Below are 24619 nucleotides of genomic sequence, written 5' to 3'. Positions count from 1 at the left end.
TTTCATTTTCTTTAATATATTTCTCAACCAATGTTTGCAGAGAATATTCCAAATGCCAGAATTGCCAAAACAAATAGAATTGCAAAACCAAAACCTTTCAAATCTATACTATATTTATTAAAGTTAAATTTTTTATATAAACTCATTAAATCCACAATTAGCAATCCATATCCTTTATCTTCAAGTGCAATATCTGAGTTCTGTAAAGAAATAGATTTTTCAGCTTGACCTTCCAACAAAATTTCAATACCCTTTTCTTTTAATTTATACTCTTCGCCAACGGGCGTATGCAGTAATGTATAAAATTCATTCAATTTAACTTCTGATTCTGGTTTAGTTAGCAAACTTGTTATTATCATTACTAGAAATCCCGCAGGAAGATATAATGCAATTTGATATTCAAATGGAAATTTTAAAATCCATGGACCCGTAACAATTGCAATTATACTCATAACAATAATACTTGCTGCGGCTCCAATTCTATTAGCCTTTTTCCACATTACTCCTAACCAAAACGATAATCCAAAGAATGAAGTAATCTGCCATAAAAATTTAATACCTTCAAGAACGCTTGAAAGTGTAAGAGCGATAGTTACACCGCCAATAACAATTATAAGCGATGATATTCTGCCAACAGCTAACAATTTATCATCAGATGAATTCTTATGAATGTATTTTTTATAAACATTTCGTGTAAATAATGCTGAACCCCCTACCATAAAATTATGACTTGCCCCAAGAACCATTGCAATCATTGCAGAAATCATTAATCCTAGTAAACCAACAGGTAATAATTTTGAGACTGCAATTCCAAAAGCTTGCTCACGATTTGCATGATCTAAACCAGGATACAATGCTGCAGCAAATACTCCGATAAATGCCCACCCCAATGTTGCAAATCGTTTTACAAAATTTCCATAAGTCCAACCAGTTCTGCAATTAAGTTCAGATTTACCCGCACCGCCAATTGCCATATGATGTGGTTCTACTACAACACCAACAAGTCCATTAAGAACAACCATGACGATAAAAAAAAGTGTAACTTCTTTTGGAGCCACAAAGCTGAACATATATTCTGGCAAACTCGATTTAATTTCTGTTATTCCACCACCGGCAAAAAGTGCAAAAGGAATTAATAAAAAAGAGAGTATTACAACAAAAAATCCCTGCAATACATTTATTCTAAGTGCAGAAACTAATCCTCCAAGGACACTATAAGCCAAAAAGAAAACTGTTAACCCTAAGACAATCAATACCGTTGATAATTCTCCTCCTGTTATTGATTCTAAAACAGTACTTGTACCTTTAAGTAATAATCCAATATTTAGTGTAAAAAAAAGTAATCCCATAAATGCATAAAGAACACCCATTTTAGAACCGTATCTTCGTTCAAAGAAATCTGCCATTGTTATGTAACGTAATCTTCTATATATTGGTGCAATAAGCCAAAAGAAAGGTGTTGCAAATAAAAAAAACCATTGATACCAAACACCTGCCAGTCCAATCTCGTATGTTGCACCTGCTACTAAAACAGCCTGATTCGTATGAGTGCCTGCACCAATTGCATTCGCAATCATCATAATTTTACTGCCACGTCTGTTGCCCATAAAATAATCACCGGTGGAATTAACCTTTTTCTTTGATTGCCATCCTAACATCAATATTACAAAAATGTAAATGCCAACAACTAAAATATCCCAAATAGAAAGTCCAAACATTTTATAATTCTCTTCTATTTTTATTTTTATTCCAGATCCTCTTAAGAACAAAAGCAGCTTGTTTTGGATCGCGAGTTCGAGTAAATACACCTTTCAGATTATTTACAACTCTTCTAAAATTCTGAGGAGTTTTGAAATCGGCAAAGTTCCAAACATGTTCACCAACTGTATAATTTTTGGATTCAATTAAATTACAATAAAGCTCTAAGAACTTTGACTGATATTCTTCCGTATACATCTGATCTGAAATGGAGTGAAATCCAGGTACAGTATCAGTTCCAAATTCCGTAACAATAACAGGTTTCTTGTATTTATTTGCAATAACATCCATCTCATCTTCCATACGGATTATTGCGGTTTCTAAATTACCCGGATTTTCATACCAGCCATAATATCTATTTAGTGAAATAATATCTGAATATTTGAATACTGGATCCTCAATTCCAGCCCGTTGGCAATTTGGAATTGTAATTGGTCGTGAATCATCTAAAGATTTAGTATAGCTGCAAATTTCTTTCCAGTAATTATCTCCGCTTCCATTATAATAACTGCTCTCACCAACCAAATTTGGTTCATTACCCGGAGCCCACATTATTACAGAAGGATGATTATAATCCCTGTCGATTAGTCTTTTAATAAAATCTTTATGATTGCTTAGAGTATGCTCAGTTATTTTTCTAAAATCCAAACTAACTGCCGGAATTTCATCTATTACCAAAATTCCTTTTTTATCTGCAAAATCAAGCCATTCTTCAGCATATGGATAATGCGAAGTGCGAAAAGAATTTGCATTTATCCATTTTAATAATGAAAAATCTTTTACTAATAACGGTAAATTAAGTCCTTTACCAATTATTGGAAAATCCTCATGCTTACCAAATCCTTTAAGAAAAATAGGTTTGTTATTAAGTAAGAGTTTAACACCATCAACTTTAATTTCTCTAACTCCAAAATCCATTTCATATGAATCGAGAATTTCTTCATCTTTCAGTAATATAATAGTTATTTTATACAAAAATGGATTTTCAATTTCCCAAAGTTGACAATTTTCAATATTGATTTCATTTGAAGATTTTTGTTTTAAAATATCAAATATGCTTTCAATCTTTTTACTTCTATGTGATATTTCATATCTAATTAAGTTTGCTTTTTCAGATTTAACTAAAGTAGTTACTATAATTTTAGCGTTTTTATCGCTAATGATTTTTGATTTGATTTTTACATCATGAATAAAATCCTTTGGAGTTGAATAAATATAAATTGGGCGATGAATTCCGCCAAAGGGAAAATAATCAAATCGTGTTGGAGGGTAAGTTTCCTCTCTTATTCTATCTTCTTTTTCATAATCTAATGAACTAATGCCTTGCGGAATTGTATTGCAATTTAATTCGTTATCAACTTTAAGAGAAATTAGATTTGTTTCATCAGTTTTAATAAAGTTTGTAATATCGAATTCAAATGGTAAAAATCCGCCAATATTTTCACCGACATAAGTTCCATTTATCCATAATTTAGAATGATAATCAGCAGAGTCAATTCTCAAAAATATTTTACCTTTGTTAAAATCTTTTGGAATGAAAAACTCTTTTTGGTACCAGACATCACCTAAATAGTTCATTAATCCTTCGGTTTCTAACTGTTCATTCCAACTTCCCGGAACAGCGATATCAAATTCTACTTTATATTCTTTATACCAATTTTCTTGTTCGCCTATTTTAAGACGATCAACTCTAAAATTCCATAATCCACATAAGTTAATTTTTGTTCTGAATTTGTTTTCTTTAATATTTAACATCATTTCATCCGTTTGTATATTCAATATTATTAGCTAAATATTTAATATTATTTTTAATCCAAAAATGTTAATTATTCGAAATTATTTTACTTTCATTTTCAATACTAATTTTTTTGCTCCGCAAGATTCACGTATTATTAATTCCGGTTTTAGTATTGTCCTATTTGGCTGTTCTTTTCCTTCAATTCTGCTAATTACAATTTCTGCTGCTAATTTTCCAATTTTGGATGCATCTTGTTTAATAGTTGTTAATGGAACAGCCGCGTATTTTGCTAATTCTATATCATTAAATCCAACAATTGCTACATCATCCGGTATCTTTAAACCTTTTTCCATCACGGCTTGCTGAAATCCTAAAGCAGAAGAGTCTGTATAGAAAAACAAAGCTTCGGGTTTATCATCAATTTGAGTGAATATTTTGCCGAAATCATTTCCGGATTCGAATCTACTTTTCTGCTGATCCAGATAATAAATATACTTTGAGTTATATGGAATATTCTTTTCGGATAAAGCTCTTGAGTAACCATTTTTTCTGATTTCCCCTAATACATTTCCCTTTCCTCCGTGAACACAGCCAATTTTTTTATAACCTAAATTAATAAGATGTCTTGTTGCTAGATATCCGCCAAGTTCTTGCTCAATTCCTACATACCAATAATCCGGGTCATGCATATAAGAAATCATAATATAAGGGAAATTAGTAATCTGAAGTTTTTTGATATAATCTGAAGCATTATAATCTAATGACATTGAGGCAATTATTAATCCGCTAACACCAATTCTCTTAAAATGGGTAATTTGATTTTCTTCTTTTTCTATATCACCGGAAGTGCTTGCTAATAATAAATTATAACCCAAATCTGATACTTTTTTTTCAACACTTTTTACAATTGGAGAGAAAAATGGATGATTTAGATCTCTTAGTACTAATCCAATGCTTTGATGTTTGGATAAATCTAATTTTTTTTCACCGGAACTAACGAAAGTTCCTTTACCAATTCTACTAATTAATGCGCCATCTTTTATTAAATTTGATAATGCTTTTTTGATTGTAATTAAACTTACACTATACTTTCCGGCAAGTTCATTGTGTGATCCTATTTGATCACCTTCTTTTAAAACTCCAGTTTTAATTTCGTATCTGATAATATTTTCAATTTGCTCATAAAAAGGAGTCGGATCATTTAAATCGATTTTCAAGTTTCACCTCTTAATATTTTTACTTTTGCAACTATTTGATTAATTAAATATGAAAAGTTGTCAAAAACTTCCAATTTTTTCTAATAACCAAATTAATTACATTTTAACCAAATAGTATAAAATTGATTTATTCTATTTTACTGTTAATCCTGCAAAACATACCAAGCTACCATTTGGTTTATTGGATATATTAGGTATACTAAGTTAATGAATCCCTCAAATTATTCAAAGTAAAATTTTATTTTCTTTGTCAAATGTTTACATATTTAAAATTCAATAATAATAATTAACAAAAAAGTTCTTTAGCAATTTTTTGACTTAATTTATTTAAAATTGCTTTTGGGTGTTTTATTGATTCATTGTATGAAACTTTTGAATTTACCATTGAATAAAGATAATTGAAATTTTTACTTAGAATTTTTTCTTCGTTATCTTCAATTTTTCCGGCGATTCCAATAATTTTTTTATCATACTTTTTTGCAATTTTCATAATTCCCCATGGAGCCTTATTATAAGTTGTTTGGATATCCATTTTTCCTTCGCCGGTAATTACATAATCAAATTGTTTTATTACTTCATCCAAATTTAGCTGGTTAATCAGAAATTCAATTCCATTTACAGTTTTGGCATTGAAAAATGTAACTAATCCATAAGTTAAACCACCACCGGCACCAGTACATGGTAAACTCTCAATATGAAGATTGAGATCTTTTTTTACAACTCTAACCAAATTTTTAAGATTTTCTTCAAGAATTTTAATTGTATCATTAGTTGCCCCTTTTTGTTTTGCATACACAAATGAAGCACCATTTTGGCCAAGTAAAGGGTTTGTAACATCACTAAGTACAATTAATTGGACTGATTTAATTAATTTATTTCTATCTTGAATATTAATAAACTCCAGTTCACTTAAAACTTCAGCATTAATTCCAATTTGTTTATTATTTTTATTTAGAAATTTTATTCCAAGAGCAGAAGCTAATCCAATTCCACCGTCATTTGTTGCGCTTCCACCAATTCCTAAAATAATTTTATTTACATTATTCTTTAAAGCTTTTAGAATCAGTTCACCGGTCCCAAAAGTTGAAGAAAAAAGTGGGTTTCTTTCTTCAGGTAAAATTAAATTGATCCCGGACGCGGCAGACATTTCAATTATTGCAGTTTTTTCATTTTCAATTAAACCAAATTTTGCTCTAATCCTTTTTTTTAAAGGATTACTTACATAAGCTGAAACGTACTTCCCGCCAAAATTTTCAATAAATGCTTCAACAGTTCCTTCTCCTCCATCAGCAATTGCAACTGTTTTAATTTCCAAATTTGGATTAATTTTTAAAAATCCTTTAGAAATAATTTTTGCAGCATTACTTGAGGATAAACTTCCTTTAAATGAATCAACTGCAATAAGTATTTTTGTGTTTTTCAATATTTTTTACTTACGATGTTTTATTAAATAATTTTTGAATTTTATTACCGCGAAGAAAACTAATCCACATTCATATAATCAAAATATTTAGAACTTCCGTAATTAATTTTTGGATTTTCCAGATTAGTGCGCATTACCTTATCAAATAAAACTACTCCTTTTTCAGAATAATTATTATTTATTAGAATATTTTTTAATGTAAGAATATTAATACCTTTAAAAATCATTGAATACCTAGTGTCTTTCTCAGTTAATCTAAAATCAATATTATCTAATTTCAAATTTTCAATGTTTCTAAAATAAAATCCATATGAAGGAAGTATTCCAAACATGTTACTTTCAGGATACTCATTCTCTAATTCAGGAACAACCAAACTTATTTCTTCTGTTATTCCGCCTTTATAGTGAATGCTAATATTTGATAATGAAATATTTTTTATTGGATAATTTTCTAAGCCCGTAACTGAACAACCGAATTGTCCAGTATTTGAAGCAATTATATTAGAAATATTTACATTTTGAAATACGCCAACATTTGGTTTTTGCATATCATCTCTTATTGTTCTTCCTCTATTTCCTAATCTTAAAAATATTGGAACTTGCGGTCCATCGATTATAATATTATTAATCATCACACCGTCTAAAATTCCACCATCTACCATTCCTAATGTTATTCCGCTAATTCCAGCGTGATAGCCAGTTATTTTTGTTTTAGATTCAGACGGCTTTACAACAATATTTGAAATTGTGATATTCTTAAATCCGCCAATTGATTCTGTGCCTAATTTAATTGCATTACAATGGCTACTAACAACACAATTGGTAATTGTTACATTTTCTGTAATTCTATTGCTTGTACTTTTTAAAGTAATTCCATCATCATCAGTATCTCCAAAACAATCGGAAATAATTACATTTTTACATCCGTCAATATCCATCATATCATTATTATAATTTGCATGGTTATAAACTTTTATTCCTCTAATCGTAAGATATTCGCAAGCTAAATATTGCTGCATCCACATTGCAGAATTCTGCATATTAATATTTTCAATTGATACATTTTTACATTCAACAAAACGTATCACATATGGTCGATTCATATATCTCTGCGGTTTTTCTTTGGTTGTTCTGATAAAAGATGAACCTTGACCATCAATTGTACCATCTCCGCTAATTTTAATATTTTCAGCTTTTTCAGCATAGAACAAACTGTAACGTAAAAAAACATCATTATATGATTGAAGTTCAGGAATATGTTCTTCATAATCCGTTAATTTTGTTGAACCTAAAATAGCAGCTCCATTTAGTATTTCAATTGTCACATTGCTTTTGATTGTTAAAGATCCAGTTAAATATTTACCGGGTGGAATAATAATCTTTCCTCCACTAATCGAACAGTCATTTATTGCTTTTTGAAAAGCTTTTGTATTTAATTGTATACCGTCACCAATTGCGCCATAATCTAAAACATTTAATATTAAGCTTAACTCTCCAAAGTTTGATATTTTTTTTTGATTTTGAGCAATTGAAATTGATTTAATGAGTAAAATCAAAATTATCATTTTTGTCATTAAATTAAGAATTTTTAAAGTCATCTTATTCCTTAGATATAATTTAACATATTAAAGCCTTTGGTTAACAATATTGTTATATATTGATCCAAAGGTATATTTTAATCCTATAGATGATTCCATGTTAAAAGATGTTTTAAGTTGTTTTTTTTTTAATAATATTTCTTCAAAGGAAGCGTCTCCCTTTGCCAAATAAATCTGGTCATGTATACTTTGAGCTGAAAGTTCTATTTCAAATGCAAAACCAGAATATACATTAAGATCAAATTCTAAATTAAATTCAATATTATATTTTTTATCAAGAAATGGATATTGAGAATAATTTATTTCTCCCATTACACTCCCCCAATTTGATAAATATTTTGAACCTAATTTTAATGAATGGTTAAAAAGAAATTCTGTGCTTTTATTGAAGATAGTTTCATCAATATAGTTAAATCTGGAAAAACCCACATAGTATCCAATTGTTAAATATTTTGTGGACGATTCTCTCCAAGGTAAATAATTATATTCAATTGCAGTAAAAGTCTCGAAAGAAGTATTAATATTGTGAAACGATGAAGAATAGACTTTCCCTTTGAAGCCTGTTGACCAATGTTCAGATAAGGATTTTATAATATTTAGATTAAATGAATTGCTTAAAAGTGAATTTTCAATAGTTCTATTATCATCAATAAATTTTTCCTTTTCGATTTCATAAGTATAAATACCTTGAATTTTCAAATCATCTGTAATTTTTTCAGAAGATAGCTCGCCTTCAATATTAATTAAACTTTCATTTTCTTCAAGTTCATACCCACCATTAAATTCGATAGTAAAAACCCACGCTTTCCATATATCATTTACGACATTATATGTAAAACTTGAGTCGGATTTTATTGTATTAACATTATATAATTCAACAATAGCATTTCCGTCAAGATAATTAGATAATACAATAAGTATTAATTTCGTTAACTTTTTATGAAGATCGAGTTCTGATTCATCATTTGGAGAGTTAAAATTGTATTGGTAATCATTTTTTTTAAGATTTTTATAATCATAAAAATTAATTGTAATATTTTTACCATCAGAAGCATTTTTTTGCATTATTACTTTTATATGAATATTTGCTAAGGTAGGGTCTCTTACAATATCAAATAAGGATAACTGTCTGATTATAAAATCTTTTTCACAATCCTCACAATCAATAAATATTTTTAATTTTTCATATGGAAAATTTGTTAAGTAATTGTTTCTATATTTACAAAATGCATTGCTAAAATTAATTGTAAAAATGAAAGTATATATAAATATTTTCTTGAAGCAGCTATCAATTGAAACAATTTTTATCATTGCAATAATAATAATTTTGCAGAATCTCTATCTAAGTAAAGCTTAGCTGATTTATGTTTTCTTAAAATTGTTGAAGGACATTCTGTTGATACAGAATCTTCAAGTGTAGATTTAACTGCCTTAGCTTTTCTTTCATTAGGAACAACACAAAATAAATTCTCAGCATTTTTAAATACTGGAATTGTAAGGGTGATAGCGTGTTTCGGTACTTGATCGAATGAAGCAAAGCATCCGTCATTAACTTGTTGCTGTCTGCATATATTATCAAGTTCAACTATCTTGACTAATTTTTTATCTTCAAAATCGGCAACCGGGGGGTCATTAAAAGCAATATGACCATTTTCACCAATTCCCATACAAATTATATCAATTGGTCTTTCATTTATCTTTGTTTCGTATTTTGAACAAATTTCCTCAGCTGATAAATTAGGCTGATCGATATAGTGAACTTCTTTAAATGGCAGATGATCAAAAACTTTTTTCTTTAAATAATTTCCAAATTTTTGAGGAGCATCTTGTTCCAAACCAATATATTCATCCATATGAAATGCAACTACTCTATTCCATTCAACTTCTGTATACTTAATTAATTCTGAAGTCATATCATCTTGAGAAGGAGCTGCAGCAAAAATCATTCTCACTTCATCTTTTATTTTTAGTAACGATTTCAATTTCTCAACAATATCAATCGCAGCTTTTTTACCCATTTCTTGTCGATTTAAATAAATGTATACATTTAAATTATCACCTAATAGTTCTTGCATTAAAATCCTTATTTTATTTTTATTTCAAATTCAATTGTATTGATAAATCCATTTTCATTTGGCGGAATTACAATCTTTATAGGATATGCTCTTAGTGCCGGATATGGCGACCAATAATTTTCTTTCTCTTCTCCTAAAATTAATTCAAAATCACCTTGCAATATTTTAAATTGAAAACTTTTATTTTGTGAGCTTATATCAACATTTTTGGAATCAAGTTTTTCAAATTCCACATTAGGATATTGAATAATTGGTTCAACAACAAATACGGTATCAGAATAGTCATGATATCTTAATTCAATATTTTTAGTAATTGTATTATTTTTAAATGTATGTGAAAGCTTATATGCTATACCTACTGCTTCCCATTTATTGTTTTTCAATTCACCATAAGTTGTTACTTTAAAGTTATTATCTGCAATTTTTTCCGAAACAATACGTGAGTCGAATTCATATAAATTTGTAAAATATCCGTCTTTAGTTTTTAATTCAATTCTTGGTGTTAATGCTTTAACATTTTCTGCTTCCGGGAAATGCATTGGTTCCCATCTGTGATATTCGGTTTGAGAACCGGCTTGCAAGTAACCGTGTCCTTCAATCCACAAATTCGATATAGATCCACCGGCTGGTCTATACATATATTTACTTTTATTAACTTTTTCATAATCTTTATAATTATATGCTGTAATTGTTGATACAATTTCATCTGTTCTAAAAAGCACAACATTTAATGTATTGAAATGCTTTATCCAATTTTTATTTTGAGTATAAATATTTTTTATTTCAAAAGGTTTTTCATCATCAAGTTCATATGCCATTGCTAAATTTTTGGCTTTAGCAAATGTTGGATAAATACACGGTGGATCATTAAATATTTCCCAGTATAATGAGCCATAACTTACAATTCCATCTTTTATATTTTTTCGTAGAAATTCCAAATTTAATTTTGATGCATTGGCGTAAATTGGATCTTCATCTTTATATAATGCCATTAAAACTTGCATTCCATCAGATGTTGCACTTCCGTAATTCGTCCATTTATTTGATCTAATTCCCCAAGAATTATCAAGTGATCCATCGGGATAAACAAAATAGATATGATTTGCCAGAGCTTTTTTAACGTAATTATTAACCAATGAATCATTAGTAAGCTTTGAATAATACCCTAAACCCCAAAGTGACATTTCCATATCGTAACCTAAATCAACGCCGTATTTATTATTAAGACTTCTGCCGCCTTCACCCTCAATGAAACCATCTTCATCCATTTTTGAAATTGTTCTGTGTGCTAAACTTTTAGCTTTATGCAAATATTTTTCATTTCTTAATAATTTATTAGCTGCAGCCAAAGTTGCCGTGGTTGTTGCCACATAATTTATACTTGCAAATTCGGGTGACATTACTTCAGTTAAATAATCGGCGGCTTTTATCATTGAATTTTTCCAACTTTCATTTTCAAAATCCGATAAAGATTTTTCCAATATTGAATAAGCAAGTATCATCATTAAAAGCTGATCTGTAGTTGTTCCAGTCCATTCTTCGGGAGTTTCTTTCCACGAACCATCTTCTTCTTGATGTTTAATTAACCAATTACCTAAACTAATTGCTGAATTTAAATATTTATTTTCTTTCGTAATTTTAAATGCAACAGATAATGGATAAACAGCTTCCGCTGCTCGAGTATGAAGAATATTACAATGAGGACATTGAATTGAGCCAAAATCTATTTGAGTAGAATCTTTAATTTGAAGATTTAATAATGCATTATCAAGTTCAATTAAAGTTTTTGCTAATTCAGGTTTTAATAAAATGTCTTTATTTTCTTTATTTGAACAACTAATGTGTATTATTAAAAATAAAATTACTATCAAAAAAATATTTTTTTTCATTAAATCAAATCCTACAATTTTATAATTTTTAGTTTAGTTACTACTTTTAGAAATATCTTTTGCATTAACTAAAAGTTATTTAATTTTTTCTAAATTAACTTTCACAGTATAAACTTGGGCATCACCAGTTTTATCTGTACTAAATAAAATATACTTTCCATTTGGACTAAATCTTGGATGCGGATGTGAATCTTGTCCATCCCAGCTTGATCCGTGTTCAAATAGAATTTCTTCCTTTTCCATTTTATCTTCACCTCGTGTAAACATAACTAATTTACGATCGTCGTGATTATAAAGATCAGAAATCCAATGTTTGTTATCCTTAAAAATTGTTTGATGTGCATGCCATACCGATGCATCATACATTTTATTTACAGTACCGTCAAATGATTGAAAACCCAGAATCTCCCTTCCTTTTTGAAGCCCGAATCTAAAATCGCCGGAATAAGTAACAAATTTCCCATCAGGACTCCAAGCTTCATGTGTGGCGTGTAACCCAAAAGCTTGTTTTAATGGTCCACCATCTGTGCCATCAATGTTAATCCACCACATTCTGATTGGTGTATCACCAACTAATTTTTGTCTGCCTAAAGCTTCCCACTGCCAGCAGTATAATATTAAATTTGGATCAACTGGATTAGCTTGCAAATGTCCAATATTAAAACCGGTTATATGAATTATTGGAGATATTGATTTATCAATAAGATTCAACTTATAAATCTCATATGGACCGTATTCACAATCTCCATCTTTTTGTTCTTTTCTGTTAGATGAAAAAACAAACCATTTACCATCACAGGTAACAGTGAAAGAACCAACGGAATATGGAAAATCTTCGAAATTAAATATTTCATTTGTTTCTAAGGTTTCTGTATTTAGTGAAATAAGGTTTTTTTCATCAAATAACCAAACTGTTTTTAAATCTGGTAAATGCTCAATATTTCTGAGTCGGTTTAGATTTGTAATTTGAATCATTACTCCGGAAGTAAGATTTAATTTATATAATTGTTTTTTTCCAGATCTTTTAGAAAAGATTAAAACATTTTCTTCATCAATAAATGAATTAATTGTAAAGTAAGGATGAGAGCTTGAGCCGTTTGAAGTCCATTGCGTAATTTCATACCCGGAATTTTCATCCTTCCACGAATTAAACTCTGGAGATATTTTTTTCCCGACAAAGCTTGCTGTATCGTCTTCAGAAATATTACCAGAATTATTTTTTGGTAACCTGCCAAATACAAAACTGGTTGAAACAAACAGCATAATTATTATTTTGATTTTTAATTTCATTTCAAATCTCTGATAAATACTTCTAAAAAGTTTTGTTATTTACTGTTTAGATACGCATAATAATCACAAAGAAATCTTAGGCAGAATGATGTTCCAACATCTCTGTTATAAACATTTAGAATTCCTTTTTTAGATTTGGAACGAATTTCAGGAAATGCACGAGCTAAATTTTTATCGGGATGATCTTCACTAATCTGATTTTCTAAAATCCAATTCAATGATTTATTTATGTTTTCTTTGAACTCTTCACCTACTCCATATTTTAACAATCTAAGCCATATTATTCCAGCAAAAGCAGAAGTTGAACCACTGATTGAATAAGGATCATTTTCTCCGTTAATGTAATTCTTATAAAAAAAGATTCCGTTTTTCTGCTGAAACTTTGTATAAAACCTAGCTGTTTTTAGTGCAGCTTCAAGATACTTTTTATTGCCTGTTAAATCATATCCTTCAAGAAGTGATTCGGCATACCAAATATTAAATCTTGGATGAAATGAACCTTCCGATTTATCATTTGGAGTAAAATCCATCCACAAACCTTCTTCACCCTGCTTTTCTACTAAACTTTCGCATAAATCAATAAAGAGATTTTTGTATTCTTCATTGCCAGTGTATTCATACATATCTTTATAAATAGAACCTTCGTTGTTTGGTCTTGCAACATCATTTAGAACTTGGTTTTTACGGTCTGACCAAAATGGACTCCATTCCTTTTTCACTTCACCTGTTTCAGGATCAACAGCATCATAAAACATTCTTGAGTGTGGTTCATACATATTTTGCCTCATCCACTCACCAGCTTGACTGGCAATTTTGGCATATTTCTCGGTTTGAGTTATATCGTATAATCTAAATAAACCAGCTGATCCATCTGTAACAGTTGCATAAATTATATAGTCTACTCCTGCGCCGTGAATTGCACGTAACATTCCTTTCAGTTTTGGATGATCTTTAATTTCTAAACTTACCCACCAATCACCGGCTTTTTTTGCTGCATCAAGGTACCTTTCATTTTTTGTTATATTATAAACTCTGGTCAGTGCATAAATCAATTGACCAGTATGCCAAGGAGGTTCATAATCATACCATTTACCTTCTACGATGTCATAATCACAACGGCTTTTTCCATTTTCATCAAGTAATATTTCCTCAGTAAAATCTGCTCCCTTTATGATTGACTGCATTATTTTATCACTTAAATCTGCAGTGATCTTTGACTGTGGAAAAAGTGAAACTTGAGAAATAATAATAAAAATAATTGTTTGATTTAAATATTTTTTCATTTAGCACCAAAAACTAGTTTAAATAAAATTCAATGTGATTATTAATTTCCGTTATTTCATTAATCTTATTTTCATTATCAATGATAATTCTATACTTACCAACTTTATTATTTATTATAAAATTAATTTGAACTGTCTTTGATTTTAAATCAAAAGGAGCCGAAATATTTTTTATACTTTCACTCTGTATTAAATGGTTTGTACCATTATGCAAATAATATAAATTAACATTGAAATCTTTTGCATTTTCAATACCAATATTATGAATCGGAATTTCAACATTAATTTTATCATTATTTGTTTCAGATATTTTTAATTCAGAAAAATTAATTGCTAAATCCGGACGATTGTTTTCATCCGTTTCCATTTTTTTTATTTGTGAAATATCTACAATCATTTCAGAATTACTTTTAAGCTCAAATGTAAATTCAGTATTTCTTTTTCTTATTTCAAAATTTTCATCCTTGTTAACTTTATTAGATTTTTTTTCTGCTAAATTAAAATTGTATAACCCGTCTTTAAGTTGATTAAACATTATAGTAGGAAATATTTTTTCTTTTGAATGATTGAACACAATAATCGAAATTGCAGAATCTGATGACTCTTTAACAACTGCAGATAAATTATTACCTACATTATTCCAAGAAATTGGTGAGAATGGATAGAAAATATCAGCGAATGAACTGCCGTTATACATTGCCTCAATGTGTGAAGTACCTTGATCTTTCCCCCCCCTTAAATTTTTAAGTTCAACTCTATCTGTAAAATATGCTTCTGTAGTAATTAAATTTCTGTTATAATAAGAATTATCAATTATGGTTATACTTCCATCAATTAAATGCTGTTCATTTCCATTAAGTCTAAACTTTAAATAATCAGAACCAATTTGTTCAATTAAATTATCAAAAGAATTATTGCCTGTTAATAATCTCCAAATTTCCACTGTCTCAGCAAAATTATCAGATTCCAATAAAATTTTTGTGATCCATTCTTCGCTGCCTTTTTCAACTTCATCCAAACTTTTATTAATATTTTTCTCAATTAATTTTAATGTTAATTCAAGGGGTTCCAAATATTTTTTATCATTAAATAAAAGATAGCTTGAAAGAAATTCGTTTAGCATTTTAGTTCCGCCGGTATAATCATAATAATGCCAGAACATTCCCGATTCATACCAATTATCTGTATAAATACAAATTTCATCTTCTTCAAAATGTATTGCGGCTGGTACAATTCCTTTTGGCTTTCCTTTATCAGTTCTTAAACAATCCTCTAACCATGAATCACTCCATTCTCTTAAAAATTTCATTGCTTTTGGATGTCGATTATACCATGCAAGCCATCTAATTGCTTTTACTGTTCTGGTATTCATTTCTACATCGCAGTCTTTTGGTTTGGCAGTATCAATATCTGTAGCTGAATACCAACTTGATTTAAAATGTCTATGACCATTTTTATTAATGCCGGTCCACAAATCAACTTTATCCAAACTTTGCATACACCTTTCAATATAAACAGGATTTCCATAATCGAGTGCGATCATCATCGGTTGTGTATCTGCAACAGGCTCAGAAGAATGCTCAACATCTCTTAATTTTTTAGAAAATCCATTTTCAATCCATCCGCTTTCCCAAATACCGTTAACCAATTTTTCCATTCCGACTAAAGTTAAAGAATCTTTTGCTACTGTTCTTGCAACAGGCCACCATCTCATCATTTCAACATCATCATCAAATTTACCGCCAAATTCTCCATTTTCTGCTTGCCGGTTTTCAACCCAATAATGAATAATATCAGTTACTCCATCCAAAGCAATTTTTTGTAAAAAAGCCCACTCTGGTACACTATCAATATTTTGTGGTATTTCATTTGACTGAATATTTTCGCCCAAATACATCTTTAATATTTCATTATTAGGATAAAACTTTTTTACTTTTTTAAAATGTTCATCAGCTTTTATAATTAATCTCTCTCCGTGCTGTTCAACCCAATTCCAATAACAGACTTTTGCTAATTCGTAAGATGCTCTTAAATTTAGAGGGTGATCTGCAATTTTAGTAATTTCTTCGAAAGCCATTCCGGCAAAATTTATGTGATCAAATATTCCCGATTCTGTAATTTGCTTATTCCAATCCCAACCACCTCTATTAAATGATTCAATTCCGTATGTAAATAATTCTGCAATTCTTAGATTGAATTTTAATCCAGAGTTTGGATTTTGCTGAATTTCTTCTTCAAGTAAATATTTTGCATATTCAACAAGTTGTTTCGGATTTTCTGTTTCAAGTCTTCCGGCAATTGACATAAGAAGAAGCGCTTTTTCATATCGAAAATCTTTATCCGGAACAGCATTGACAAGTCGCAATGCTTCTTTAACACTGCCTTTATTTATTAATTCTACCACAAGATTAATGTTGGGAAAATTCATATTTTCATTTTGAATTTTTCCCTCTGTCAAAAATATTTTTTCAACAATTTTTGGATAAAATGAAATTGAGTTTATAGCTGTTGTTTGATTTTCTGCAATAATTGAAATTATTGTTGTGCTTTCAGTTATTTCAATTTCGTTTAAATATGACCAATATTTTGGCGGTTCATCAGATTCAGGATCAGCCGTAAAAGAAACTAATTCAAAAGGTAATATTTTTTTGTTTAAACCAATCTTCCCTTTCCATTTTCCGAAATTTCCACCCGGCATTATTAACTCTAAATAATATTTACCGGGATTCAACTTAATTTCAAATTGAATTTCATTTTTACAGGCGATACCGTCTGTTAAAAATGGATGATAATTTGCCCATTTTGAGTTTTGATGAATAATCTCAAAATCTTTTGTATGGATTTTAAAATTTTGAAAACCAGTACTTTTGTTAACAATGGTTTGATTCCCAAAATCAATTACATGAGTGACTGATTTGGTCTGAGCAAAGTAATTTAAACTTTGTGTAAGTAAAATTATTATCAGATAAAAAAATTTCATAACAAAAATAAATAGTTATACTTGGTATACTAAGTTACTAAAATTATTGAAATAACCAAACATTTTATTTCATTTTACATATTTTTAAAAATGTCTTAATTAATCACAAAATATTTTGTAAATCCATATTATTTTATTTGCTAACAAATATTTGATAGAAAAAGATCAAAATAAATCTTCATAATTAAGAACATTAGCTTATCATCATATTTTAATTATTTTTTGAAATCCAAGCTATTAATGATAAAAAGAAACGTAGTTTATAAATTAACTTGAATCTCTTTTAATTTACAGTAATTTGATTCTTTAAGTGCAGCTTGAATTCTCTTTCTTTCAAAAAATATTCGCTTTCCTAATCGTTTGTATGGTATTTTGTTTTGAGCTTTCCATTTGTTCAATGTTGATGGATGGATTCCTAGAAATTCGCATGTTTCTTTAAAATTCAGTATCTCCTTTTGCTGGTCCTCGTCATCTTTTTTCTTGATTACTTCTAAAATTGCTTGCTTTATGATAGCATAAAGTTGATCGATTTTTATTAAAACTAATTTGTTTTCCATTTTCAATTTGATTGTTGATTTTCAAAATTATTTTACAAGTATTTAAATTTTATCGTTTATTTATTTTGCATTTTGAATCGCAGAAACTTTTTATTATAGGTGCTTCACACCCATAACCTTTATAGTCTTTTATATATGCCCATTTGACTTGTTCTATTATTTCTTCCCTTGTGATTATTTTTTTTCCATTTATTGGTTTGTTTTTTTGCTTCCAATCATTTAATATCTCAATTACTTTTCCTTTTGAAGTTCCTATTCTTTTTAGGTTTATTGCCAATCTGAAACACGTAATTCTTTGATCAAATGTAACTCCATCTCGTAATATTTTTTTTGCACAAATTGGTAACCCAAATTTTGAATATCCATTGTTTGTACTATTGGTTTTCTTTGATCTGCATTCATTTTTTATATCATTGTTAGATATTATTGAGTCTAATAATTGTTCAGAGTTGTTTTTTATAGATTTTAGAAATTCCCATTGATCTTGGTAAGGTTTTAAAGAAAAGTTTGGTTCGATAAAAATTGTTTTATTTTTTGAAATTTGTTTTCCAAATATTGGTGCATTGATAAAATTTCCAAATGATCCGCTATCTGTGATTGAATCTTGTTTGGGAAAAACTTCTGTATTTATTGAATCAATTTCCATTAAAATAAATTTTATAACTTGCCTTACTTTTTTAGCATTTATTCCATCCTTTGGGAAGAACAACCAAACATGATATCCTTTTGATTTGCTTTTTTCCAGATATGCAGATAATCCATAGTGTTCTGCTTTTTTAATGAACTCGATAGGTGGTCTTGGATCAAGATTATCAAAGTCTGCAACTGCAACAGATGTTTTATCACTAATCAGTGGATAGAATCCATATGGTTGTTTTCCCTTCAGATGGTTTTCGATTACCTTTTCTGTAACTTTCCCTTTGATCTGCCAGTGTTTTCCGCTTTGTGTACTGTATGTACCATATACACTTTCTAATCCATGGAAGAGTGAAAAGAATAATCTTATTTTTTCTTTGTCCGATAATTTTTCGTTATCAATCATTTTAATCAATTGTTTTATTGATTTGTGGTATCAAAGTCTAAATCGTTTCACTGTTAAAACGATTTGGGCTTCAACAATGATTTTATGGCTTGACTTGTTTCAATTTGTTGTTGAATTATTTCTTTTAGATATAATGCTTTTTGAATATTAGTTAAGCTATGTATTTCTGAAGAATTATTTGATGTTTTATTTATTTGTTCTACAATTTTAAGTTTCGATTCCCAATTAGTGTGTTCTATTTTCGAAGTGTAAATCCATTGTAAATATTTTTCTTTTTGTTCTTTTTTGAGTGATTCTGAAGTTGTTTCTAGTATATGTAATATTCCTTCTTTTTTGTAATTATTTATGTCAAAGATTGCTCTTTCGTAACCTTGAGATCCTTCTGCTGAATAATATTGGTTTAAGAACCAAACTAAATCCGAGTATTTATTATTCGTTGTAAAAATTATTTTATTCTTCTTTAATTTCTGAATTAAGAAATAAATTATACTTTTTAGTTTCCTTTGTGAATTTAATTGCTCAGTTATTGAATAAACTTGATTAAATATTTCATCGATTGGTTTATCAATTTTTTCTTGTATTGTTTCTTCATCAAGAAGTTGTAGTATTTCAGTCAAATTCATCATATTCAAATTTGAAGTCAGATTTATCTAATTCTAATTCTTCAATTATTCTTATTGGTTCCGTATCTATTCCGAATCTCTTTAATCTTTCATTGACAATTTTCTTAACTGTAGTTATTGGTTTGTAATATTTTTCTATGGATTTTTTGATTATTTCATTTTTATAATTTTCTTTAAGTATTTGTTCTGGTTTATTAGTCTCAAATTTTATTATTTGTGTTCCGATTCTTGAGAATGCTTCACCGGTTTTAAGTGTTAGTATATCTTTTACTTCTACTTTGGTTTGTAAATTGTTTGTGAGGTTTTTTGCATCAAATAAATCAACGTTGAAAATAATTGTTGATCCCATGCTTAATAATGCATCTCTTTGATCTGTATTGAATTGATTTAGAAATTGATGAGCAAAAATTAAATTTATTCCAAATTTTCTTGCATCGGTTATCATTTCTTCTAATGTATCCGGTGTGAATTTGTGGGCTTCATCGCAATAAATACTAAAAGGATTTCTGTTATTCATATCTATGTTATTTCTTGAAATTGAATAATTATGTAAAGTTGATAGCAAATATGATCCTAATATCTTTCTTGTATCCGGTCCTACATTTGATAGATCAAGAAGTATTATTTTATTTTGCTCAATTATTTCATTAAAATTTAATTTGTTGTCTGGTTGTGAGAGCATTAATGAAACTGTTTCATCTGAGTTTAACAGCATACTCAATTTGTGGTGTGAAGGTGCAAAATCGTCTCGTTTATAGCTTGGAAAATCTTTCTGCCAAAATCTTTTTGCTACCTCATTTTCAACTGCATTTTTAATTATGTCGGTTAATATTCTTTTTTCTCTGCTCATGTTTCTTGATTGTTCAAATATTATTAGAAGATCAAATAATGTTGAATTTTCGATGTGTAGTAATCCGTTAAATCCGTTTCTTAACAGATGTTCAAGTCTATGTCCCCACATATTAGTTTTAATTATACTTTTAAATGAAGCTAGTAAATCGTCTGCCGTTCTGCCGATACTTTGATTTGACCTGCCCCCCAAAAAGTGATCCAAATGTTATATTAGGATCGAAAGGAGAAAAAATATGGGAAGGGTTAAATTTACAACAGAACAAATCATAAATAAACTTCGAGAAGCCGAAGTAATGCATTCGGCAGGTAAGAATATAGAGCTGATATTTAAATACATGAACAGACATATTACCGATGGCGGAAAGAATATGGAAGCATACGAATAGATCAAGCAAAAAAATGAAAGTATTGGAACAAGAAAATAGTCGATTTAAAAAAATAGTAGCAGAATTGACATTAGATAATTCAATATTGAAGAAAGCAAGTCGGGGAAATTATTAAGCCCGGCAAAGAAGCGTCCACCACGGCGGATAAATCGGGCAATAAAAGAAATAGTGAAAATATTAAGTGTTTCAGAACGGAAGGCGTGTCGAGTATAAGGTCAAGCACGTTCAACCCAAAGAATAAGAGAGAAAAAGAGAGCCGATGAGGAAGCATTAACAAATGATATAATAAAGCTGGCAAAAGACTATGGAAGATACGGTTACAGACGAATAACAGCATTACTAAAAAATAAAGGGTGGAAAGTAAATCATAAAAGGGTTGAAAGAATATGGAGAACAGAAGGACTAAAAGTTCCACAAAAACAACCCAAAAGGAAGAGATTGTGGTTAAATGACGGATCATGCATAAGACTAAAACCGGAATATAAAAATCATGTTTGGAGCTATGATTTTGTGTATGAAAGAACAAGTGATGGAAAAGCAATGAGGATGTTGAACATAATTGATGAATATACAAGGGAATGTTTAGCGATACATGTTGAACTTCAAATCAAGTCCTCTGAAGTTCTGTATAAGTTATCAGAGTTGTTTATTACACATGAAGTTCCAGATTATATACGATCAGATAATGGGAGTGAATTTACAACAATAGTACTTAGAAAATGGTTAAGAAGAATAGGAGTCAAGACAGCCTATATAGAACCGGGTAGTCCATGGGAAAATGGATATATAGAATCATTTAATGGAAAATTAAGAGATGAATTATTGAATGGAGAGATATTTGATACTATATTAGAGGCAAAAGTTTTAACAGAAAGGTGGCGGCAAGAATTTAATGAAATCAGACCGCATAGTTCATTAAATTTTTTACCTCCGGTACCGGAGGTAATACTCCTACACCAAGTAGCCAATGCTTGATGATAGGTATAACTAACTTTATCATTGGTACATTTATCGGGGGCAGGTCATTCTCTCAACTCTTTGTAAAAGCCTAATTTAGTAATTCTATAACCAATTTACGCAAAATAAGTTATTTGGTTTTGGATTGAACATTGATTTAAGGTTTGTCAAAAAAATTTTAACACAACTTCAAAAATTATAATTCTGCTTTAAAGTTTTACTGATTAAATTTATCAATTTTACAAGATGGAATAATTATTTGGTATATAAATATTTTATCTTCCCATCCAGCCGCCATCAACTGTTACCACACTTCCATTTAAATAATTTGATGCATCTGAACTTAGGAAAACTACTGTTCCCATTAAATCTTCCGGTGTTCCCCATCTACCTTGCGGAATTCTATCCAAAATTGCTTTATTTCTTACTGCATCTTCTCTTAATGCTTTAGTATTTTCAGTAACAATATAACCCGGAGCAATTGCATTAACCGTAACTCCTTTTGAAGCCCATTCATTTGCAAAAGACATTGTGATTTGTTTAATTCCGCCTTTTGATGCAGCATAGCCGGGGACAGTAATTCCACCTTGAAAAGAAAGTAATGACGCAATAAATACAATTTTACCGTAACCTCTTTCTGCCATATCTCTGCCAAGCTCACGAGTTAAAATAAATTGTGCGGATAAATTTATTTCAATTACTCTATCCCAATATTCATCCGGATGTTCTGAGATTGGCTTTCTCATTATTGTTCCGGCATTGTTAACCAGTATATCAATTTTTTCAAAATCTTTTTTTACGTTTTTGATAAATTCGTAAAGTGAATCACGGTTTGAAAAATCACTAACGTAATACTTGAAATTCCTTCCGGTTTTTTTTATCAATTTTTCGGTTTCTTCAAAATCATCGGTGTATGAAACGCCAATAATATCAGCACCGGCTTCGGCTAATGCTATTGCATACATTTGTCCAATACCTTGATTTGAACCGGTTATTAATGCAACTTTTCCATCTAATTTAAATTTATCTAAAATCATAATTTGTCCCCATTTTCCTTAGATATTATTTCCTTTAGAAATTCCAAAAATTCTTCTCTGAATTCTTTTCTTTTTAATCCAAATTCTACAGTAGTTTTTAAATAATCAAGCTTATCGCCAATATCATAACGTTTTCCTTCGAATGTATAAGAATATACACTCCCTCTTGATAAAAATATTTTTAAAGCATCGGTAAGTTGAATTTCATTATTCTTTCCTGCTTTAGTTTCTTCCAAAGCTTTAAAAATATCGGGAGTTAAAATATATCTGCTTGCAACAGCCAAAGTGGATGGGGCTTCTTCAATACTTGGTTTTTCTATCATTTCATTTAATTGATAAAGCGAATCATTAATTTTTACACCTCCAACAATTCCATATCTATGAACTTTTTCTTTTGGAACTTGCTCTACACCAATTACGATTTGCTTATATTGTTCATAAATATCGATAAGTTGTTGAGTAGCAGGAATAACTGATCTTACAACCGTATCTCCCAACAAAACAGCGAAAGGTTCATTACCAACATGATGTTTTGCATGATAAATTGCATCGCCTAAACCCTTTAATTCTTTTTGTCGGATATAATGAATTTTCGCCATGTCAGAAATATTCTTAATCTCATTTAGTGCTTGCTCATTTTTTTCTTCGAGTGCAATTTCTAATTCAATGTTTCTATCAAAATGATCTTCAATTGCTCTTTTTCCTTTACCGGAAATAATTAAAATATCTTCAATTCCGGAATCCACAGCTTCTTGGACGACATATTGAATTGTTGGCGTATCAATAATAGGCAGCATTTCTTTTGGTTGTGCTTTTGTTGCCGGTAAAAATCTTGTACCAAGTCCTGCTGCCGGGATTACAGCTTTTTTTATCATTAAAATCTCCTAAGAAATAAATGGTTTTACAACTCTTACATTTACTTTTTTTAATTCCATAATTAATTTATGTAACATTTCATCGTTTGAATAAGTACCAATAATTGAACCGCCGGAACCGGCAAATTTTGCCGAAGCTCCGCATTTACGAGCTATTTCAACCATTTCAAGATTCTCTTCGCTAATATTCATAATTTTTGTGCGAAGGTCGAAATTTCTGTTAATTAACTCTGAAAGAAGTTTGAAATCCTTTTTCATAATTGCATCTTTACCTTCAGCAGCGCAATTTGCTATTTCATTTAGAGTATCTATAACAAGCTTATCACCGCGTTTATATCGACTTGCAATATCGTTTAACACTACACCGGAAATCTTACCTAACGAATCCTTATAAGCTAAATAAACTTTCGGTAAATTTTCAATTGGTAATTGCTCGTATTTTCCATGATTATTTTTTTCCACAAAATCTTTCTCAAAATCCATATAGACTAAACCTTCATAAACTTGAATTACTCTATCTTGAAGTCCAGCATTAATATTAAGTTCTTTTATTTCAGCTGAAAGAATAAGAGTGGGAAGAATTTCTTTGCTAATTTCAACTTCAAAAAATTTAAGCAAAGCTTTCATTGTTGCAGTAATGATTGCACTTGAGCCGGCTAAACCAACTTGTCTTGGTATTGAAGAATTATATCTGACAGAAAAATTTTTGTTGTTAATTTTAATTTCTTTTTCTCTACAATAATCAAAAAAAGCTTTTATACTTGCTTTTATTAGTCTATCGCCGCCATAATATCCATGTAGTTTAATTCTATCAACAAGATCATAGATATTTTTAAATACATTTTTATCTTGATCAAGAATCTCAATAATTAATTCTGGGGATTCATATAAAGAAATATGCGCACCAAAATTTTTAATAATTAGCGATATTGTTTTCCCAAAATATCCATCTGAAGGATTTCCGAGTAATCCGGCTCTTGCATATGCTCTTGATTCAATTATCAATTTTAACCCAAAAATATATTTAATAAATTTTTAT

General features: G+C 29.4%; 18 protein-coding genes and 1 pseudogene. 1 reads left to right on the top strand and 18 read right to left on the bottom strand.

Features of this window, described 5'->3' with window-relative positions; translation table 11 throughout:
• Window positions 1–23 precede the first annotated feature (23 nt).
• The 15 genes from IPM32_13885 to IPM32_13815 form a co-directional block, all read right to left on the bottom strand.
• Complete coding sequence (locus tag IPM32_13885) at window positions 24–1718, bottom strand: sodium:solute symporter family protein (GenBank protein MBK8946342.1); 1695 nt, start codon at window positions 1716–1718, stop codon at window positions 24–26.
• Window position 1719: 1 nt separating this feature from the next.
• Entirely contained in the window at window positions 1720–3513 is a 1794-nt protein-coding gene (uidA, locus tag IPM32_13880; GenBank protein MBK8946341.1) for a beta-glucuronidase, read from the bottom strand.
• A gap of 81 nt (window positions 3514–3594) precedes the next feature.
• Window positions 3595–4713 (bottom strand): GntR family transcriptional regulator, encoded by a 1119-nt coding sequence (locus IPM32_13875; GenBank protein MBK8946340.1) that lies wholly within the window; start codon window positions 4711–4713, stop codon window positions 3595–3597.
• Window positions 4714–4999: 286 nt separating this feature from the next.
• The gene (locus tag IPM32_13870; protein MBK8946339.1) at window positions 5000–6136 is read right to left on the bottom strand and encodes a glycerate kinase; all 1137 of its coding nucleotides are present in this window, start codon (window positions 6134–6136) and stop codon (window positions 5000–5002) included.
• 59 nt (window positions 6137–6195) lie between these two features.
• Window positions 6196–7734, bottom strand: a complete 1539-nt coding sequence (locus tag IPM32_13865) for a glycoside hydrolase (GenBank protein ID MBK8946338.1) — start codon at window positions 7732–7734, stop codon at window positions 6196–6198.
• A 27-nt stretch (window positions 7735–7761) separates the two neighbouring features.
• Entirely contained in the window at window positions 7762–9045 is a 1284-nt protein-coding gene (locus IPM32_13860; protein ID MBK8946337.1) for a hypothetical protein, read from the bottom strand.
• Window positions 9042–9809, bottom strand: coding sequence for a glucosamine-6-phosphate deaminase (locus tag IPM32_13855; protein MBK8946336.1), 768 nt, complete (start codon window positions 9807–9809; stop codon window positions 9042–9044). Before IPM32_13855 ends, IPM32_13860 begins: the two co-directional genes overlap by 4 nt.
• A gap of 8 nt (window positions 9810–9817) precedes the next feature.
• Window positions 9818–11698: a hypothetical protein gene (locus IPM32_13850; protein ID MBK8946335.1), complete on the bottom strand. Its 1881-nt coding sequence runs from the start codon at window positions 11696–11698 to the stop codon at window positions 9818–9820.
• Between the two features lie 75 nt (window positions 11699–11773).
• Window positions 11774–12988, bottom strand: a complete 1215-nt coding sequence (locus IPM32_13845) for a PD40 domain-containing protein (protein ID MBK8946334.1) — start codon at window positions 12986–12988, stop codon at window positions 11774–11776.
• A 35-nt stretch (window positions 12989–13023) separates the two neighbouring features.
• Window positions 13024–14271 (bottom strand): hypothetical protein, encoded by a 1248-nt coding sequence (locus IPM32_13840; protein ID MBK8946333.1) that lies wholly within the window; start codon window positions 14269–14271, stop codon window positions 13024–13026.
• A 13-nt stretch (window positions 14272–14284) separates the two neighbouring features.
• Window positions 14285–17251, bottom strand: coding sequence for a hypothetical protein (locus tag IPM32_13835; protein MBK8946332.1), 2967 nt, complete (start codon window positions 17249–17251; stop codon window positions 14285–14287).
• Between the two features lie 260 nt (window positions 17252–17511).
• On the bottom strand, window positions 17512–17808 hold the full coding sequence (locus IPM32_13830; GenBank protein MBK8946331.1) for a helix-turn-helix domain-containing protein: 297 nt from the start codon (window positions 17806–17808) through the stop codon (window positions 17512–17514).
• Window positions 17809–17857: 49 nt separating this feature from the next.
• Window positions 17858–18850, bottom strand: coding sequence for a hypothetical protein (locus IPM32_13825; GenBank protein MBK8946330.1), 993 nt, complete (start codon window positions 18848–18850; stop codon window positions 17858–17860).
• A 53-nt stretch (window positions 18851–18903) separates the two neighbouring features.
• Window positions 18904–19467: a hypothetical protein gene (locus IPM32_13820; protein MBK8946329.1), complete on the bottom strand. Its 564-nt coding sequence runs from the start codon at window positions 19465–19467 to the stop codon at window positions 18904–18906.
• A complete protein-coding gene (locus IPM32_13815; GenBank protein MBK8946328.1) occupies window positions 19460–20515 on the bottom strand; it encodes an ATP-binding protein in 1056 nt (351 codons plus the stop codon). Before IPM32_13815 ends, IPM32_13820 begins: the two co-directional genes overlap by 8 nt.
• Before the next feature lie 43 nt (window positions 20516–20558).
• Here IPM32_13815 and IPM32_13810 point away from each other — a divergent pair.
• Window positions 20559–21686: pseudogene (locus IPM32_13810) on the top strand (IS3 family transposase).
• Window positions 21687–21943: 257 nt separating this feature from the next.
• On the opposite strand, the gene IPM32_13805 reads toward IPM32_13810, so the two are convergent.
• From IPM32_13805 to IPM32_13795, 3 genes are read right to left on the bottom strand one after another with little or no spacing between them, the layout of a single operon-like run.
• Complete coding sequence (locus tag IPM32_13805) at window positions 21944–22702, bottom strand: SDR family oxidoreductase (protein ID MBK8946327.1); 759 nt, start codon at window positions 22700–22702, stop codon at window positions 21944–21946.
• The gene (galU, locus tag IPM32_13800) at window positions 22702–23580 is read right to left on the bottom strand and encodes a UTP--glucose-1-phosphate uridylyltransferase GalU (GenBank protein ID MBK8946326.1); all 879 of its coding nucleotides are present in this window, start codon (window positions 23578–23580) and stop codon (window positions 22702–22704) included. Before galU ends, IPM32_13805 begins: the two co-directional genes overlap by 1 nt.
• 9 nt (window positions 23581–23589) lie before the next feature.
• Window positions 23590–24585, bottom strand: coding sequence for a GHMP kinase (locus IPM32_13795; protein ID MBK8946325.1), 996 nt, complete (start codon window positions 24583–24585; stop codon window positions 23590–23592).
• Window positions 24586–24619: the final 34 nt, after the last annotated feature.

The sequence above is a fragment of the Ignavibacteriota bacterium genome (assembly GCA_016716225.1).
GTDB lineage: Bacteria > Bacteroidota > Ignavibacteria > Ignavibacteriales > Melioribacteraceae.
This window is presented reverse-complemented; position numbering and strand designations above follow the sequence as displayed.